Raw genomic sequence first — 16,771 nt, forward strand, 5'->3', positions numbered from 1 at the left:
GCTTAGAACGTGCCTCCAAGCATCATCCAGGTAACGAGAGCCGCAACGCCGATGAGCATGGCGAAGGCATAGTGATAGAGATAACCGCTCTGCAGCTTGACGATGCGGTTGGTCACATCGACCACGCGGGCCGAGATGCCGTCCGGGCCAAGCCCGTCGATGACAATGCCATCGCCCTTCTTCCAGAGAAAGTGGCCAAGGCGCTTGGCAGGGCGCACGAACAGGAAGTCGTAGGCCTCGTCGAAATACCACTTGTTGAGCAGGAAGGCATAGAGGCCGCTGAAGCGGCGCGCCAACGCCTTCGGACGCTCGGGCGAGCGAATATAGAAGACCCAGGCCACGTAAAGGCCGAGGAGCATCGCGACGAAGGGCGCAAGCTTCACCCACAGCGGAACGTGGTGGAACTCTTCCAGAATGTGGTTTTCCGGCAGGGTGAACAGGGCAGCTTTCCAGAAGTGCTCGTAATCATGGCCGATGAAGAACTCCTTGAAGGCAACGCCTGCAAAGAGAGCGCCAGCAGCCAGGATGAACAGCGGAACCAGCATGACGAGCGGCGATTCATGAACATGATGCATCACATCGGCCGAAGCGCGGGGCTTGCCGTGGAAGGTCATGAAGATGAGACGCCAGGAATAGAAGCTCGTGAACACCGCAGCGACGGTCAGAAGCACGAAGGCAAAGCCCGAGAAGTAGTTCTCTCCCGCAAAGACGCCTTCGATGATCGCATCCTTCGAGAAGAAACCGGCCGTGCCGATGACCGTCAGCGGAATGCCGACGCCGGTCAGCGCAATCGTTCCGATGACCATCATCCAGTATGTGGTCGGGATCAATTTGCGAAGGCCGCCCATCTTGCGCATGTCCTGCTCATCGGAAACGGCGTGGATGACCGAGCCCGAACCGAGGAACAGCAGCGCCTTGAAGAAGGCATGCGTGAAGAGATGGAATATGGCCGCGCCGTAGAAGCCCGTTCCAAGCGCCACGAACATGTAGCCGAGCTGCGAACAGGTCGAATAGGCGATGACGCGCTTGATGTCGTTCTGAACGAGGCCGACGGTCGCGGCGAAGAAGGCCGTGAAGGCGCCCACGAAGGTGACGACGGTCAGAGCCGTGTGGGACAGTTCGAAGATGGGTGACAGACGCGCGACCATGAACACGCCGGCCGTCACCATGGTGGCAGCGTGAATGAGCGCGGAGACCGGCGTCGGGCCTTCCATGGCGTCAGGCAGCCAGGTGTGCAGCGGCACCTGCGCCGATTTGCCCATGGCACCCATGAAAAGCAGAAGGCAGATGACCGTGAGGGCGGCCCCCTTGTCGAGCGCATAGCCGAGGAAGGTCAGAACCGCCTCGCCCGCTTCAGCGCCTTCGGCGGGCAGATAGGTAGCCGCATTGGCGAAGATCGTGCTGAAATTCACCGAACCGAAGAGCATGAAGAGGCCGAAAATGCCAAGCAGGAAGCCAAAGTCGCCGACGCGGTTGACCACAAAGGCTTTCATGGCCGCGGCATTGGCCGATGGCTTCTTGAACCAGAAACCGATCAGCAGATAGGACGCCAGGCCCACGCCTTCCCAGCCGAAGAACATCTGGATCAGGTTGTCCGACGTCACCAGCATGAGCATGGCGAAGGTGAACAGCGACAGATAGGCGAAGAAGCGCGGCCGATGCGGGTCATGATGCATGTAGCCGATGGAGTAGATATGCACGAGCGCGGAGACCGTGTTGACTACGATCAGCATGACCACGGTCAGCGTGTCGATGCGCAGCGCCCAGGACATGTCCAGGCTGCCCGAGGTGATGAAGCGCAGAACCGGAACGGTGAAGGCCTCGCCGCTGCCCATGGCAACCGAGAAGAAGGCCACCCAGGACAAAAGCGCGGCGATAACCATCAGGCCCGAGGTGATGTACTCGGACGCCTTCGCGCCGATCGACCGGCCGAAGAGCCCGGCAATCAGAAATCCGACGAGCGGAAGGAAAACGATCGCGTGATACATAACCCGGCTCTCAGCCCTTCATCATGTTGATGTCTTCGACGGCGATGGTGCCGCGATTGCGGAAGAAGACGACGAGGATGGCAAGACCGATCGCGGCTTCCGCCGCCGCGACGGTGAGAACGAACAAGGCGAAGACCTGACCGACCAGATCGCCAAGCACCGAGGAGAAGGCGACGAAATTCAGGTTCACCGACAGAAGGATCAACTCCACCGACATCAGGATGACGATGACGTTCTTGCGGTTCAGGAAGATGCCGAACACGCCGAGCGTGAAGAGGATGGCCGATACGGTCAGATAGTGTGCGATGCCGATTTCCAGCATGGTCAGATTCCCTCGCCCGTTTCGACTTTCTTGATCTCGATCGCCGTTTCGGGCGTGCGCGCGACCTGCGCGGAGATGCTCTGCCGCTTCACATTGGTCTTATGGCGCAGGGTCAGCACGATGGCGCCGATCATGGCCACCAGAAGCACCATGCCGGCGATCTGGAAGAAGTGGATGTAATCCGTATAGAGGATGTCGCCGAGAGCAGCCGTGTTGTGGCGCACATCGGCCGGCGGTATCGGCTTGGAGATGTCGCTGGCAAGCTCGGGCGCGAATGCATAGCCACCGAGCACGATGACAAGCTCCGCCGCCAGGATGATGCCCACCAGCGCGCCGACTGGCGCATATTGCAGCGCACCGCGCTTCAGCTCGGCAAAGTCCACATCCAGCATCATGACGACGAAGAGGAACAGCACCGCCACCGCGCCGACATAGACGACGAGCATGATGAAGGCGAGAAACTCGGCGCCCGTGAGCAGGAAGAGACCGGCCGCATTGAAGAAGGCGACGATCAGAAACAGCACCGAGTGCACGGGATTGCGCGCGGAGATGACCAAAAAGGCCGCCGCGACGGTTAGGAAGGCGAAGAGATAGAAGAAGATCGCCTCAAGTCCTGTCAGCATGGTTCCCTCGGTACCCTACTAGCCCTGGCCGGGTCGTGCCCGGCTGAGTGTGATCGCCCGGCCCCGCCAGGCAACGAATTCGCATGTGTCAGACGAGAACACTGCCCCGTCCGTGGTTCAAATCTTCACCGATACGGTGCGTCCAAGGCAATGTTGCGCGCCAGTTCCCGCTCCCAGCGGTCGCCATTGGCGAGCAGCTTGTCCTTGTCGTAGTAAAGCTCTTCGCGCGTCTCGGTGGCGAATTCGAAATTCGGTCCCTCGACAATCGCATCCACCGGGCAAGCCTCCTGGCAGAAGCCGCAATAGATGCACTTCACCATGTCGATGTCGTAGCGCACCGTACGGCGGGTGCCGTCGTTGCGGCGCGGGCCAGCCTCGATGGTGATGGCCTGCGCGGGGCAGATCGCCTCGCACAGCTTGCAGGCGATGCAGCGTTCCTCGCCGTTGGGATAACGGCGCAGCGCGTGTTCGCCACGGAAGCGCGGTGAAACCGGCCCCTTCTCATGCGGATAGTTCAGCGTCGGCTTCGGCGCAAAGAACTGGCGCATGGAGAGGAAAACGGCCCCCACGAACTCTTTCAGAAGCAGCGATTTTGCGGCTTGAGCGAGCGCAGACATGACTATTCTCCGGCGCGCGTGTTGAAGGGCAGCGACATGATCATGCGAGCCCCGTGATTTTCAGGAATGCCGCGGTGGCCACGACCATGAACAGCGACAGCGGCAGGAACACCTTCCAGCCAAGACGCATCAGCTGGTCATAGCGGTAGCGCGGCACGAACGCCTTCACCAGGGCGAACATGAAGAAGACCATGCACACCTTGAGCACGAACCAGATGATGCCCGGCACCCAGGTGAAGGGCGCGAAGTCGAAGGGCGGCAGCCACCCGCCAAGGAAAAGGATGGTGGTGAGCGCGCACATCAGGACGATCGCGACATATTCGCCAAGGAAGAAGAGCAGGAACGGCGTCGAGGAATATTCGATCATGTGACCGGCGACCAGTTCCGACTCGGCTTCCACCAGGTCGAAGGGCGGACGGTTCGTCTCCGCCAGAGCGGAAATGAAGAACACGATGAACATCGGGAACAGCGCCAGCCAATTCCAGTCGAGGAAGGTGTTCGGCAGGCCGAGCATGGTGCCAAGGCCATCGCCCTGTGCGAGCACGATGTCCGTCAGGTTCAGCGAACCGACCGTAAGAAGCACCGTCACGATGACGAAACCGATCGAGACTTCGTAGGACACCATCTGCGCCGCCGAGCGCAGCGCGCCCAGAAACGGATATTTGGAGTTCGAGGCCCAGCCGCCCATGATGACGCCGTAGACTTCGAGAGAAGCGATGGCGAAAACATAGAGGATACCGATATTCACATTCGCGATCGCCCAGCCTTCGCTGACCGGGATCACCGCCCAGGAGGCGATGGCGAGCGTCGCCGCGATCACAGGGGCCAGAAGGAACACGCCCTTGTTGGCACCGGACGGAATGACCGGCTCCTTGAAGACGAACTTGAACAGATCGGCAAAGGCCTGCAGCAATCCCCAGGGACCGACCACGTTCGGGCCGCGGCGCAGCTGAACCGCCGCCCAGATCTTGCGGTCGGCATAGAGGATGTAGGCGACGAAGATCAGCAGGACGACGATCAACACCACCGACTTCAGAAGGATCAGAAGCCCCGGAAGGACGTAGGTTGCGAAGAAAGGTTCCATGCGTCTCTACTCGGCCGCCTGTTTCATTTCGCCCCGCGCAAGCGCCGAACATTCGGCCATGACGGCCGAGGCGCGCGCGATCGGATTGGTGAGATAGAAATCCTTCACCGCGGAGGCGAAGGGAGCCTTGGTCAAGCGGCCACCCAGCTTGGCAGCCTTTTCCACCGCTGCCCCATCGGCCGGCGCAATCGTGTCGATGGCGGCGAAGTGGGGATATTCGGCATAGAGGCCGGCGCGCAGCGCATTCAGCGAATCGAATGGCAGCTTGTGGCCGAGCACGTCGGAGAGCGCCCGCAGGATCGCCCAGTCTTCCTTGGCCTCGCCGGGAGCGAAACCCGCCCGGTTGGCCATCTGCACGCGGCCTTCGGTGTTCACGAAGGTGGCCGACTTTTCCGTATAGGTAGCGCCCGGCAGGATCACGTCCGCGCGGTGTGCGCCGGCATCACCATGGGTGCCTATATAGACGGTGAAGGCCTCGCCAATGGCATTCATGTCGATCTCGTCAGCGCCGAGGAGGAAGAGCACATCCATGGCGCCCATCATGCCGGCGGCGTCCTTGGCGCCCTTCTCCGGCACGAAGCCGAGGTCGAGGCCGCCGACGCGGCTTGCAGCGGTGTGGAGCACCGCAAAGCCGTTCCACTCGGGCGAAACAGCCTTCACATTGCCGGCCAATTTGGCGGCGAGCCCCAGAACCGCGGCACCATCCGAACGCGACAGGGCACCCTGCCCCACCAGGATCATCGGGCGCTTCGCCTTCTTCAGAACGGAAGCGAATTTGTGAGTGCCCTCAACCAGCTCCTTGAGCGTCTCGGGCCCGGCGCCAAGCATTTCGTAGTCATAGCGCAGCTCGCCCATGTCGCCGATGACGCCGATGGGGAAATCACCCATGCGCCAGCGCTTGCGGATGCGCGCATTCAGTACGGACGCCTCGAAACGCGGGTTGGAGCCCACGATCAGAAGCGCATCCGCATTCTCGATACCCTCAATCGTGGGATTGAAGACATAGCTTGCACGACCGAGCGAGGGATCGAGCGCTGCGCCATCCTGGCGGCAATCGTAATTTGCGGAGCCAAGCGCCTGCATCAGCTTCTTGAGGGCGAACATCTCCTCGACGCTGGCCAGATCGCCGGCAATGGCGCCGATCTTTTCGGGAGCAGCCTTTGAAACGGCCTTTGCCACGGCGTCGAAGGCTTCCGCCCAGCTTGCCGGCTGGAGACGGCCATTGCGGCGCACATAGGGACGGTCGAGGCGCTGCGTGCGCAACCCGTCCCAGATAAAGCGCGTCTTGTCGGAGATCCACTCCTCATTGACCGCATCGTTGACGCGCGGCATGACACGCATCACCTCACGGCCGCGCGTATCGACGCGGATCGCGGAGCCAACGGCATCCATCACATCGATGGATTGCGTCTTGTTCAATTCCCACGGACGCGCCTGGAAGGCGTAGGGCTTCGAGGTCAGCGCGCCGACCGGGCAAAGGTCGATGACATTTCCCTGGAGCTCGGACGTCATGGCCTGCTCGAGATAGGTCGTGATCTCGGCGTCCTCGCCGCGGCCGATCAGGCCAAGCTCGGAAATACCTGCAATTTCAGTCGTGAAGCGAACACAGCGCGTGCAATGGATACAGCGCGTCATGATCGTCTTGACGAGCGGCCCGATATATTTGTCCTCAACCGCGCGCTTGTTTTCATGGTAGCGTGAGGAATCGACGCCGAAGGCCATCGCCTGGTCCTGCAGGTCGCATTCGCCACCCTGGTCGCAAATCGGGCAATCCAGCGGATGGTTGATGAGCAGGAATTCCATCACGCCTTCGCGGGCCTTCTTGACCATCGGCGTGTTGGTGAAGATTTCCGGCGGCTCGCCGTTCGGGCCGGGACGCAGGTCGCGCACGCCCATGGCGCAGGAAGCGGCCGGCTTGGGCGGCCCACCCTTCACCTCGACGAGGCACATGCGGCAGTTGCCGGCAATCGACAGGCGTTCATGGAAGCAGAAGCGCGGCACTTCCGCGCCAGCCTCTTCGGCTGCCTGCAACAGCGTGTAGTGATCGGGTACCTCGATCTCCGTGCCGTCAACTATCAGTTTTGCCATGGTCGCTGTCCGCTTACCTCTCGCCCCTTCCGGAGCAAAACTTGTATTTTATTCCGCCGCCACGAGCACCGGCCGGGCCTGGTGCGCGTTGCGGGTAAATTCATCGATGCGCCGCTCGATCTCAGGCCGGAAATGGCGCACGAGGCCCTGGATCGGCCATGCAGCCGCGTCGCCAAGGGCGCAGATCGTGTGGCCTTCCACCTGCTTCGTCACGTCGAGCAGCATGTCGATCTCGTGCTTCTGAGCCTGGCCGACAACCAGACGTTCCATCACACGCCACATCCAGCCCGTGCCCTCGCGGCACGGCGTGCACTGGCCGCAGCTCTCGTGCTTGTAGAAATAGGAGAGCCTGGCAATCGCCTTCACGATGTCGGTCGACTTGTCCATCACGATCACGGCCGCGGTTCCAAGACCCGAACGCAGGGCGCGCAGGGAATCGAAATCCATCGGCGTGTCGATGATCTCGGCAGCAGGCACCAGCGGCACCGAGGATCCGCCGGGAATGACCGCCAGAAGATTGTCCCAGCCACCGCGAATGCCGCCGCAATGGCGCTCGATCAGTTCGCGGAAGGGAATGGACATCTCCTCTTCCACCGTGCACGGGTTTTCCACGTGTCCGGAGATGCAGAAGAGCTTGGTGCCCTTGTTGTTCTCGCGCCCGAAGGAAGAGAACCAGGACGCGCCACGACGCAGGATGGTCGGCGAAACGGCTATGGATTCAACGTTGTTGACCGTGGTCGGGCAACCGTAGAGACCAACATTTGCCGGGAATGGCGGCTTCAGGCGCGGTTGGCCCTTCTTGCCCTCAAGGCTTTCGAGCAGCGCGGTTTCCTCGCCGCAGATATAAGCGCCGGCACCGTGATGGACGAAAACGTCCATGTCCCAGCCGCATTTGTTGTTCTTGCCGAGCAGGCCCGCATCATAGCATTCGTCGATGGCGCGCTGCAGGGCTTCACGCTCGCGAATGAACTCGCCGCGCACATAGATATAGGCGGCATGGGCCCCCATGGCGAAACCGGCAATCAGGCAGCCCTCGACCAGCGTATGCGGGTCGTGGCGCATGATATCGCGGTCCTTGCAGGTGCCAGGCTCCGATTCGTCGGCATTGACGACGAGGTAATGCGGACGCTCGCCCGGTTCCTTGGGCATGAAGGACCATTTGAGACCGGTCGGGAAGCCCGCGCCGCCGCGACCGCGCAGGCCCGAGGCCTTCATCTCGTTGATGATCCAGTCACGCCCCTTCTCGATCAGCCCCTTGGTGTTGTCCCAGTGGCCGCGCGCCATCGCGCCCTTCAGCGACCGGTCGAACTGGCCGTAGATATTGGTAAAGATGCGGTCCTTGTCAGCTAGCATGGCTTACGTCCCTTACCGCGGCTTCTTGCCGAAAACTTTGATGTATTCGGCTTCGCCGCCCTTGGCGAGCGCCTTGGCCTGTTTGACCCAGTCTTCACGCTCGATACGGCCGTGGAAGCTCAGATATCCGTCGACCCACTCACGCTCGGCCTTTTTCCAGGCCGCAACCTGAGCGAAGGTGAAAATGCCCAGATCGTGCAGGATGCCTTCGATCTTGGGACCAACGCCGGAAATCATCTTGAGATCGTCGGGTGTGACCGGTCGGGCAATGCCCTGCGGGCGGTTCTTGTCCTCGAGAGAAGGCTTGGCAGCCTTTGCTGCAGCAGCCTTCGCGGGGGAAGCTTTTGCAACAGCCGGAGCGCTCTTTGCATGTGTCTTCCTGGCAGGAGCCTTGCGGGCCGCGGCCTCATCGGTCTTCACAGGCGATGGCGATGCGACGGCCTTCGCGGTCTCGATGGCATCCGTCTTGGGCTTTGCCGCGTTGGACGGGGGCACCTTCGCAGCGCTCGCCCTGGCAGTGCCAGCAGCCTTGCCGCGTCCTTTGCCGGTGACGGCCTTTTCGTCGGTCAGTGCAGTCAATCCGCCCTTCGGAGCGGAATAGATGCGGTCGATCTGCGGGCCCGGCTTGACGGTGTCGCCCTTGCCCGCCTCGAAGGCGTCGATGATCTCGGAAAGGCGCTCGGGCGTCAGATCCTCATAGCTGTCCTTGAAGATCATGACCATCGGCGCGTTCACGCAGGCGCCCTGGCATTCGACCTCTTCCCAGGAAAGCGTGCCGCCCTCGTTCAGATGGAACGGCTCGGGATGAATCTTGCTCTTGCACAGGTCGATCAGTTCGCCCGCGCCCCGCAGCATGCAGGGCGTTGTGCCGCAGACCTGCACATGGGCGCGGGTGCCGACGGGCGCTAACTGGAACTGGGTATAGAAAGTCGCCACTTCCAGAACGCGGATCAGCGGCATGTTCAGCATATTGGCTACATGCTCGATGGCCGCGCGCGTGACCCAGCCTTCCTGCTCCTGCGCCAGCATGAGCAGCGGGATCACAGCGGATTGCTCGCGGCCCTTGGGGTATTTCTTGATCCAGCGCTTCACCTCCCCGCTCATGGAGCGGGAGAAGGCGAAGGAAGCAGGCTGGACGGCTTCGTCTGCGAGACGGCGGACTGACATTTATCTGTCTACCTCACCAAACACGATATCGAGGGAGCCAAGAATGGCGGCGACGTCGGCCAGAAGGTGACCGCGGCACAGGAAATCCATGGCCTGGAGATGGGCGAAGCCCGGAGCGCGCAACTTGCAGCGATAGGGCTTGTTGGAACCGTCGGAGACGAGATAGACGCCGAATTCGCCCTTGGGCGCCTCGACGGCCGCATAAACCTCACCCTCGGGCACGTGATAACCTTCGGTGTAAAGCTTGAAGTGATGGATCAGCGCTTCCATCGAGCGCTTCATCTCGCCGCGCTTGGGCGGAACGACCTTCCCATCCATGTTGGAAACGGGGCCGACACGATCCTTGCCGAGAAGAAGCTCGACACACTGACGCATGATTTTCGCCGACTGGCGCATTTCTTCCATGCGGATCAGATAACGATCGTAGCAGTCGCCGTTCTTGCCAACCGGAATATCGAAATCCATCTCCGGATAGCACTCATAGGGCTGGCTCTTGCGCAGATCCCAGGCAGCGCCCGAACCGCGCACCATGACGCCGGAGAAGCCCCAGGCCCATGCTTCTTCCAGCGTCACCACGCCGATATCGACATTGCGCTGCTTGAAGATGCGGTTGCCCGTCAGGAGATTGTCGAGATTGTCCAGCGTCTTGAAGAACGGATCGATCCAGTTGCCGATGTCTTCGATCAGCTTTTCAGGCAGGTCCTGATGGACACCGCCGGGACGGAAATAAGCCGCGTGCATGCGCGCGCCGCAGGCCCGCTCATAAAACACCATCAGCTTTTCGCGTTCCTCGAAGCCCCACAGCGGCGGGGTGAGCGCGCCCACGTCCATGGCCTGCGTAGTGACGTTGAGGAGATGGTTCAGGATGCGGCCGATCTCCGAATAGAGAACACGGATGAGCTGGCCGCGCCTGGGAACATCGATACCGATCAAACGCTCGACGCCGAGCGCGAAAGCATGCTCCTGATTCATCGGCGCGACATAGTCGAGCCGGTCGAAATAGGGCACGGCCTGCAAATAGGTCTTCTGCTCGATCAGCTTCTCGGTGCCGCGATGCAGGAGGCCGATATGCGGATCGACGCGTTCCACCACCTCGCCGTCGAGCTCCAGCACCAGGCGCAGAACGCCATGGGCCGCCGGATGCTGAGGGCCGAAGTTGATGTTGAAATTGCGGACGGATGTTTCAGGCATATGACGCGGCCCAACCTCTAGTCTTTCGCCTTCTCATCGCCCGGCAGCACGTAATCCGTGCCTTCCCAGGGCGAGAGAAAATCGAAATTGCGGAATTCCTGCCTGAGCTCGACCGGCTCGTAGACGACGCGCTTGAGATCGTCGTCGTAGCGAACCTCGACGAAACCGGTGACCGGGAAGTCCTTGCGCAGCGGATGCCCTTCGAAACCATAGTCCGTGAGAATGCGACGCAGGTCCGGATGGCCGGTGAACAGGACGCCGTAAAGATCGTAAATCTCGCGCTCGAACCAGTCGGCGGCGGGGAAAACTTCGACAACGGAGGGAACCGGCGTGTCCTCATCCGTAGACAGCTTGACGCGCACGCGCTGGTTCTGCCGCGGCGACAGAAGATGGTAGACCACCTCGAAACGTTTCTCGCGGGCCGGATAATCGGCGCCAGAAATGTCAATGAAGGCGTAGAACTGACACTGGACGTCGTTCTTCAGGAAATTGAGCACATCCACGATATCGCCCGCCTCGACCAGGAAAGTCAGCTCGCCATAGGCGACCACCGCATCCTGAATCTGCGCGTCGAGCTTTTCCGTGACGTAAGCCGCCAGGTCCTTCAGCGCTTCGCTCATATCCGCCTCTATCGTTCGATCGTGCCGGTGCGCCGGATTTTCTTCTGCAGGAGAAGAATGCCGTAAAGCAGCGCTTCCGCGGTGGGCGGGCAGCCGGGCACGTAGATGTCGACGGGCACGACGCGATCGCAGCCGCGCACCACCGAATAGGAATAATGATAATAGCCGCCACCATTGGCGCAGGAGCCCATGGAGATGACATAGCGCGGCTCGGGCATCTGGTCGTAGACCTTGCGCAGCGCCGGCGCCATCTTGTTGGTCAGCGTGCCCGCAACGATCATCACGTCGGACTGGCGCGGCGAGGCCCGCGGCGCGATGCCGAACCGCTCCGCGTCGTAGCGCGGCATGGAAATATGCATCATCTCCACAGCGCAGCAGGCAAGACCGAAGGTCATCCACATCAGGGAGCCGGTGCGCGCCCAGGTGATCAGCGCCTCAGAAGAAGTGACCAGAAAGCCCTTGTCGGACAGTTCGTTGTTGAGCCCCGTGTAAAACGGATCGTCCGCACCAACCGGATTGCCAGTGCGGGGATCTATGAGCCCCTTGGGCTCGGGTGCTATGAGCGTGCTGCCCTGGTTCAATCCCATTCCAGCGCTCCCTTCTTCCATTCATAGATGAAGCCGATGGTCAGAACCCCGAGGAAGACCATCATGGACCAGAAACCGAGCCAGCCGATCTCGCCGAAAGAAACAGCCCACGGGAAAAGGAAGGCGACTTCCAGATCGAAAATGATGAACAGAATCGCGACCAGATAGAAACGCACGTCGAATTTCATGCGCGCATCGTCAAAGGCGTTGAACCCGCACTCATAGGCCGACAGCTTTTCAGGATCCGGATTGCGGTAGGCAACAAGGAATGGCGCCACCACAAGCGCAAGCGCCACGACCAGCGCGACGCCGATAAAGATCACGATAGGCAGGTATGAACTCAGAAGCTCATTCATGGTCCGACTTTCCGTTGCCCGCCGCGGGCGAGGCTGCGTATCAAGGCCCGAGACCGGCCTTTGCGCTCTTCAGCCGAGGCGGCAAGGCTGGCTCATGTTGCAACGCGGCGAGGGTTAGCGCAGGGCGCTTGGCGACGCAAGTCAAACCTTGGCGAGATTACGGCATTGTGCGTCGCTTAGTCACCGAATGACGCAAATAATGCCTTTCGGCACCCCGTCCGTGCAGCATGTTTTCACATCATTCACGCCCCCACAGAATGTTTTATCCACTGTCAGGAGACTCACGCAACCGCCTTCGAAACGGGTGGCACCGCCTTGCAGCAGCGGTTAACTCTTTTTGAGCGAAAGGCACCAGAAGAGGCATGAACTGATGCGAGCAGACCGTTTGACATCCTCCGAGGTGCGGCGAATTGCCCTTGGCGCTCAAGGATTTGGCGACAGGCGGCCTGTTTCGCAGGTCGGACGCAATCATATGCGGCGCGCGATCGAACGCACGGGACTGCTGCAGATCGATTCCGTCAACGTGATCGCGCGCGCCCATCTCATGCCGCTCTTTTCGCGCCTCGGCCCCTACCCGCTCGATCTTCTCGACCGCGCACAGGGTCGCAAGCCGCGCATGCTGTTCGAATACTGGGCTCACGAAGCCTCGCTGCTGCCGGTGGAAATGCAGCCGCTGTTTCGCTGGCGCATGCAGCGGGCGGAGCGTGGCGAAGGCATCTACAAGGGGCTTGCTCATTTCGCACGAACGCGCAGCGATTTCATCGAAGCGCTCTTTCGGGAGGTTGAAATGCGCGGCCCCCTCGCCGCCTCAGACTTCGAGGGAGAAAAGGGCAGCGGCGGCTGGTGGGGATGGAGCGACACAAAACGCGCCCTGGAGTGGTTGTTCTGGGCCGGCCGGATTACCACCCATTCACGCCGACCCAGCTTCGAGCGTCTTTATGACGTGCCGGAGCGTGTATTGCCTGCATCGGTGCTCGACACCCCCACGCCTTCGACCGAAGAGGCCCATCGCAGTCTCCTTGCCCTCGCCGCCCGTTCGCTAGGCGTGGCGAGCGAGCAGGACCTGCGCGATTATCATCGGCTTTCGGCGAGCGACGCGGCGCCGCGCATTCCCGAACTGGTGGAAGATGGCACCCTCATTCCCGTCGAGATCAAGGGCTGGCGCCAGCAGGCCTATCTCCATCGCGACGCCCGCCTTCCCAGAAGAATAGAGCGTTCGGCACTGCTTGCCCCCTTCGATCCGGTCGTATGGGAGCGATCGCGCGCCGAGCGCATCTTCAGCTTCCGCTACAGGATCGAAATCTATACGCCCGCGCACAAGCGCGTTCACGGTTATTATGTGCTGCCCTTCCTCCTTGGAGACAGGATCGCGGCCCGTCTTGACCTGAAGGCGGACCGGGCGGGCCGGAAGCTTCTCGTTCAATCGGCACATCGCGAAAAAGGTGCGCCCGAACATACGGTCGATGCCCTGGCGGAAAATCTCTCAGCAATGTGCCAGTGGCTCAGCCTCGATCAGATCGAGGTAAAAGGACGGGGAGAATTCGACAAAATACTGCAAGCCCATCTGGAAAGCTGATTCCGCGGACCGGCCAGATCGGTGAAAGAGACGGCGCAGATTTGTATGTAGCTTTTGAATGACGAACGATTTCAGAAAAAATTTTTTCCGAATACAGGCGGATTTTCTCCTCCAACTGGAACGAATGCTTTTTCAGCAAGACGGATGTACCGATTTTTTTCTTTCTCAACTTCAATCCAAAGATGCAGACCCTGCAAGGCTTGATTCTCAAGGTTATTCGGGGCTTTTCGGATCGATGATCCAAATATAAAATACCTATTGCAACACCATAAGTTGTTGTGTATCGTCATTTTCAATGATAATCTTAGGTTGATTAAAAATATTTTTTGTAACCTTTGATTGCATAAATTGTATATACAAGTCTAATTTCCAGTTTATACTTTTTTTATTTCTCCTCCTGAATCCTTCTCACAGGGCTTGGGAGTAAGTGTTGTGAGAAGGAAATCCCTCTTCAGTTTTATCCGTAAGACAGACGGTGCAGCGGCGCTCGAATTTGCCATTATTGCCCCCGTCTTCTTCATGAGCGTCTTTTCGATGATTGCCTATGGCATCTATCTGGGAGCCGCGCATTCCGTTCAACAATTGAGTGCCGATGCGGCGCGAGCCGCCGTTGCCGGCCTATCGCTGACCGAACGGCAATATCTGGCGCGGAACTACATTCAGCAGTCGACGCTCAGACATCCGTTCATCAATGCGCAGAAACTCAGCGTGTTGACCACTGATGACCCGGCAAATCCTGGGCAATTCACCGTTACGCTGTCCTACAACGCGGAGGACCTGCCGATCTGGTCGCTCTACGCGTTCGCCATGCCGGACAAGGAAATCAAGGGCTTCTCAACAATCCGGCTGGGAGGGATATGACATGATGTTGCGTGTCCCCAAAGCCGTCAGCAAGCTCATTTCCGACCGCAGCGCCAATACGGCGACGCTCTTTGCCTTGTTCATGCCAATCATGATCGGCTGCCTGGCGCTCGGCGTGGACTATGGCAATCTGACACTTCAGCAGCGCAAGCTTCAGAAGACTGCGGATCTTGCCTCGATCATTGCAGCCGCCGATATCAAAAATGCAGAAAAGGCTGTCGCCCAATTCTTCGCACTGAACAATGAAAAGATTGCCGTCGAGACAAGCAACGGTCTTCTTCTTGGAAACGATTTGATCCCTCGTGAGGAATATGTCGCCGATGCGAAAGGCGGAATAGCGCATCTTATACTGGGCCGGTACTATCCTGACCCTTCGATTGATACGAATATGCGCTTCGTCGCCATGAACACGTCGCCGGATGCGGCCAAGGTCATGATACGCAAGGAGGGAGACCTCTATTTCGGCAAGATGTTCAGTTCCGCGCCGGAATTGAGCGCGGAAGGAACTTCATCTGCCGAAAAGCTTGCCGGCTTCTCGGTAGGGTCGCGCCTTGCAAGCCTCGACGGGGGCATTCTCAACAGCCTCCTCGGCGCCATGCTTGGCACCACCGTGTCGCTCAAAGTCATGGATTACGAGGCACTGCTCGATGCCGATGTGAATGTCCTGTCCTTCATCAATGTGCTGGCGACGAGGCTGAACCTGACCGCCCTCACCTATGATGAAATCCTGTCGACAGACCTGACGCTTCCGCAGCTCCTCTCGTCGATGCGCCTGACGAGTGGCGTGCCGCCGACCGTGCAAACGGTTTTGCGCACCCTTGAGACCATCACCTCGAAGGACAACCGCACATTCAAGCTGGAGCAACTCCTGAACCTCGACCCGAAGGGACCGCTGACGATTGCCACCGATGCCCCCTGGGACATGAAGATCGGAGCTCTGGAAATGGTGACCGCGGCGGTGGCGCTTTCCAACGGTACCAATCAGATAAGCATCAATACCGGGCTCAATCTTCCGGGATTGGCGGGCGTCAAGCTCAACATCGCCATCGGCGAACCGCCGGTCGGCACGCCGAGCCATGCACTTGCCCCAATCGGAACCGCCGTGCGCACGGCCCAGACGCGACTGACGCTGGAAGTGAGCGTGGACGGGCTTCAGCTTCTTGCCGGAACCAAGATCCGACTGCCCCTTTATGTGGAGGTCGCCCATGCGGAGGCGCGGATTGCCGATATCCAATGCAGCAACAGTTCGAAGAATAGCGGCACAGTGGCAATAGATGCCGTGCCGGGAGTGCTTGAACTTGCCGTCGGCGATGTCAATCCTTCGGTTCTGTCGAATTTCTCAGACGATGCACGGGTAACAAAGGCCGAATTGGTGAACGCCATCGGTCTCGTGAAGATTTCGGGAATGGCCCACACCGAGGCCAAGAACCTCTCGATTTCGCGGCTCAACTTCTCAAGCTCGGATATTTCGCAGGCACGCGTCAAATCGGTGTCGACAAAGGACATACTGAGCTCGACAACTTCAACGCTGATCAACAATCTCGATCTGGATGTGAAAGTGCTGACGCTGTCTCTCGGCCTTGAGCCCCTGTTGAAGGCCGCGCTCTCGGCGACTTTGGCAAATGTCACCGCTCCGATCGACACCCTTCTCTACAACGTGCTGGCGCTGGTGGGCGTAAAGGTCGGCGAGGCGGATATCCGTGTGACTGGCGTGAGTTGCCAGCGGCCCGTTCTGGTTCAGTAACAGCAGGTCCGCAACTCAGGCCCCCGCCCTTACGCGGGGGCTTTTTTTTGCGTTCGATCATCAGGCCGCGACAAGCTCGATATGCGGATGCTGGGCGAATATCTCGATGATCGTGTCGAAATAGGTCGGGCCCGAACCGTCATCGAGCGCAGCAAGCTCTTTTGCCATGCGCCGGGCATCGTAAGTCTTTGGTTGCAGCAGCTTCCGACGCAGGTGGGCGCGGGTTGCCTCGACACCAAGAGCAAGCCTGCTTCTTTCAATGTCCCGCCAAACGATCCGCACCGGCTTTCCCGCCTCGAGCGTACCAATGCCGCCGTAAAGCAGGTCGTTCAAGGCATCCAGGCTGGGACCGAGCTCCCAGTCCTCATTCGCCATGAAGAGGCGGTTGATCTCGTCATAGAATGACTGAATATCGCGAATGGCGTTGCCCTCTATCGTGAATGTCGCAGTCATTTCGGCTTCTCCGAATTCCGGCCTTGCTCGTCGAATCAAAGAACGACCGATTCGGCATAGCTTGCAGCACGACATGAAGAAACCGCGCGTCTACACTGAAAATCATGGGGATTTGTTGAAATGCCGCTTCGGCTTTTGCGC

16 protein-coding genes are annotated in these 16,771 nt (G+C 59.8%); 3 read left to right on the plus strand and 13 right to left on the minus strand.

Going from position 1 to position 16,771, the window contains the following annotated elements; all coding sequences use genetic code 11:
• Window positions 1-2 precede the first annotated feature (2 nt).
• The 12 genes from nuoL to NA8A_RS08535 all read right to left on the minus strand — a co-directional run bounded on the left by nuoL (window position 3) and on the right by NA8A_RS08535 (window position 11,996).
• Window positions 3-1,988, minus strand: a complete 1,986-nt coding sequence (gene nuoL, locus NA8A_RS08480) for an NADH-quinone oxidoreductase subunit L (RefSeq protein WP_009450014.1) — start codon at window positions 1,986-1,988, stop codon at window positions 3-5.
• 10 nt (window positions 1,989-1,998) lie between these two features.
• Complete coding sequence (gene nuoK / locus NA8A_RS08485) at window positions 1,999-2,307, minus strand: NADH-quinone oxidoreductase subunit NuoK (protein WP_040672241.1); 309 nt, start codon at window positions 2,305-2,307, stop codon at window positions 1,999-2,001.
• Between the two features lie 5 nt (window positions 2,308-2,312).
• Window positions 2,313-2,933, minus strand: coding sequence for an NADH-quinone oxidoreductase subunit J (locus NA8A_RS08490; protein ID WP_009450016.1), 621 nt, complete (start codon window positions 2,931-2,933; stop codon window positions 2,313-2,315).
• A gap of 125 nt (window positions 2,934-3,058) precedes the next feature.
• Window positions 3,059-3,550 carry an NADH-quinone oxidoreductase subunit NuoI gene (gene nuoI, locus NA8A_RS08495; RefSeq protein WP_009450017.1) on the minus strand — a complete coding sequence of 164 codons (492 nt, stop codon included), beginning with the start codon at window positions 3,548-3,550 and terminating at the stop codon, window positions 3,059-3,061.
• Window positions 3,551-3,590: 40 nt separating this feature from the next.
• Window positions 3,591-4,634, minus strand: coding sequence for an NADH-quinone oxidoreductase subunit NuoH (gene nuoH / locus NA8A_RS08500; protein ID WP_009450018.1), 1,044 nt, complete (start codon window positions 4,632-4,634; stop codon window positions 3,591-3,593).
• 6 nt (window positions 4,635-4,640) lie between these two features.
• Complete coding sequence (gene nuoG / locus NA8A_RS08505; protein WP_009450019.1) at window positions 4,641-6,722, minus strand: NADH-quinone oxidoreductase subunit NuoG; 2,082 nt, start codon at window positions 6,720-6,722, stop codon at window positions 4,641-4,643.
• 48 nt (window positions 6,723-6,770) lie between these two features.
• Window positions 6,771-8,075 (minus strand): NADH-quinone oxidoreductase subunit NuoF, encoded by a 1,305-nt coding sequence (gene nuoF, locus NA8A_RS08510; protein WP_009450020.1) that lies wholly within the window; start codon window positions 8,073-8,075, stop codon window positions 6,771-6,773.
• Window positions 8,076-8,087: 12 nt separating this feature from the next.
• Complete coding sequence (locus tag NA8A_RS08515) at window positions 8,088-9,242, minus strand: NADH-quinone oxidoreductase subunit E (RefSeq protein WP_009450021.1); 1,155 nt, start codon at window positions 9,240-9,242, stop codon at window positions 8,088-8,090.
• Window positions 9,243-10,433, minus strand: coding sequence for an NADH-quinone oxidoreductase subunit D (locus NA8A_RS08520; protein ID WP_009450022.1), 1,191 nt, complete (start codon window positions 10,431-10,433; stop codon window positions 9,243-9,245).
• A 17-nt stretch (window positions 10,434-10,450) separates the two neighbouring features.
• Entirely contained in the window at window positions 10,451-11,053 is a 603-nt protein-coding gene (locus NA8A_RS08525; protein ID WP_009450023.1) for an NADH-quinone oxidoreductase subunit C, read from the minus strand.
• 8 nt (window positions 11,054-11,061) lie between these two features.
• Complete coding sequence (locus NA8A_RS08530) at window positions 11,062-11,640, minus strand: NuoB/complex I 20 kDa subunit family protein (RefSeq protein ID WP_009450024.1); 579 nt, start codon at window positions 11,638-11,640, stop codon at window positions 11,062-11,064.
• Window positions 11,631-11,996, minus strand: a complete 366-nt coding sequence (locus tag NA8A_RS08535) for an NADH-quinone oxidoreductase subunit A (protein ID WP_009450025.1) — start codon at window positions 11,994-11,996, stop codon at window positions 11,631-11,633. Before NA8A_RS08535 ends, NA8A_RS08530 begins: the two co-directional genes overlap by 10 nt.
• Before the next feature lie 370 nt (window positions 11,997-12,366).
• On the opposite strand from NA8A_RS08535, the gene NA8A_RS08540 reads away from it, so the two are divergent.
• The 3 genes from NA8A_RS08540 to NA8A_RS08555 all read left to right on the plus strand — a co-directional run bounded on the left by NA8A_RS08540 (window position 12,367) and on the right by NA8A_RS08555 (window position 16,177).
• Window positions 12,367-13,572 (plus strand): winged helix-turn-helix domain-containing protein, encoded by a 1,206-nt coding sequence (locus tag NA8A_RS08540; RefSeq protein ID WP_009450026.1) that lies wholly within the window; start codon window positions 12,367-12,369, stop codon window positions 13,570-13,572.
• Between the two features lie 432 nt (window positions 13,573-14,004).
• Complete coding sequence (locus NA8A_RS08550) at window positions 14,005-14,433, plus strand: TadE/TadG family type IV pilus assembly protein (RefSeq protein WP_009450027.1); 429 nt, start codon at window positions 14,005-14,007, stop codon at window positions 14,431-14,433.
• Between the two features lies 1 nt (window position 14,434).
• A complete protein-coding gene (locus NA8A_RS08555) occupies window positions 14,435-16,177 on the plus strand; it encodes a pilus assembly protein TadG-related protein (RefSeq protein WP_009450028.1) in 1,743 nt (580 codons plus the stop codon).
• Window positions 16,178-16,237: 60 nt separating this feature from the next.
• Here the strand turns inward: NA8A_RS08555 and NA8A_RS08560 are convergent, their stop codons facing one another.
• Window positions 16,238-16,630: a barstar family protein gene (locus tag NA8A_RS08560; RefSeq protein WP_009450029.1), complete on the minus strand. Its 393-nt coding sequence runs from the start codon at window positions 16,628-16,630 to the stop codon at window positions 16,238-16,240.
• Between the last annotated feature and the right edge of the window lie 141 nt (window positions 16,631-16,771).

Origin of the sequence: Nitratireductor indicus C115, assembly GCF_000300515.1 — a bacterium.
GTDB lineage: Bacteria > Pseudomonadota > Alphaproteobacteria > Rhizobiales > Rhizobiaceae > Nitratireductor > Nitratireductor indicus.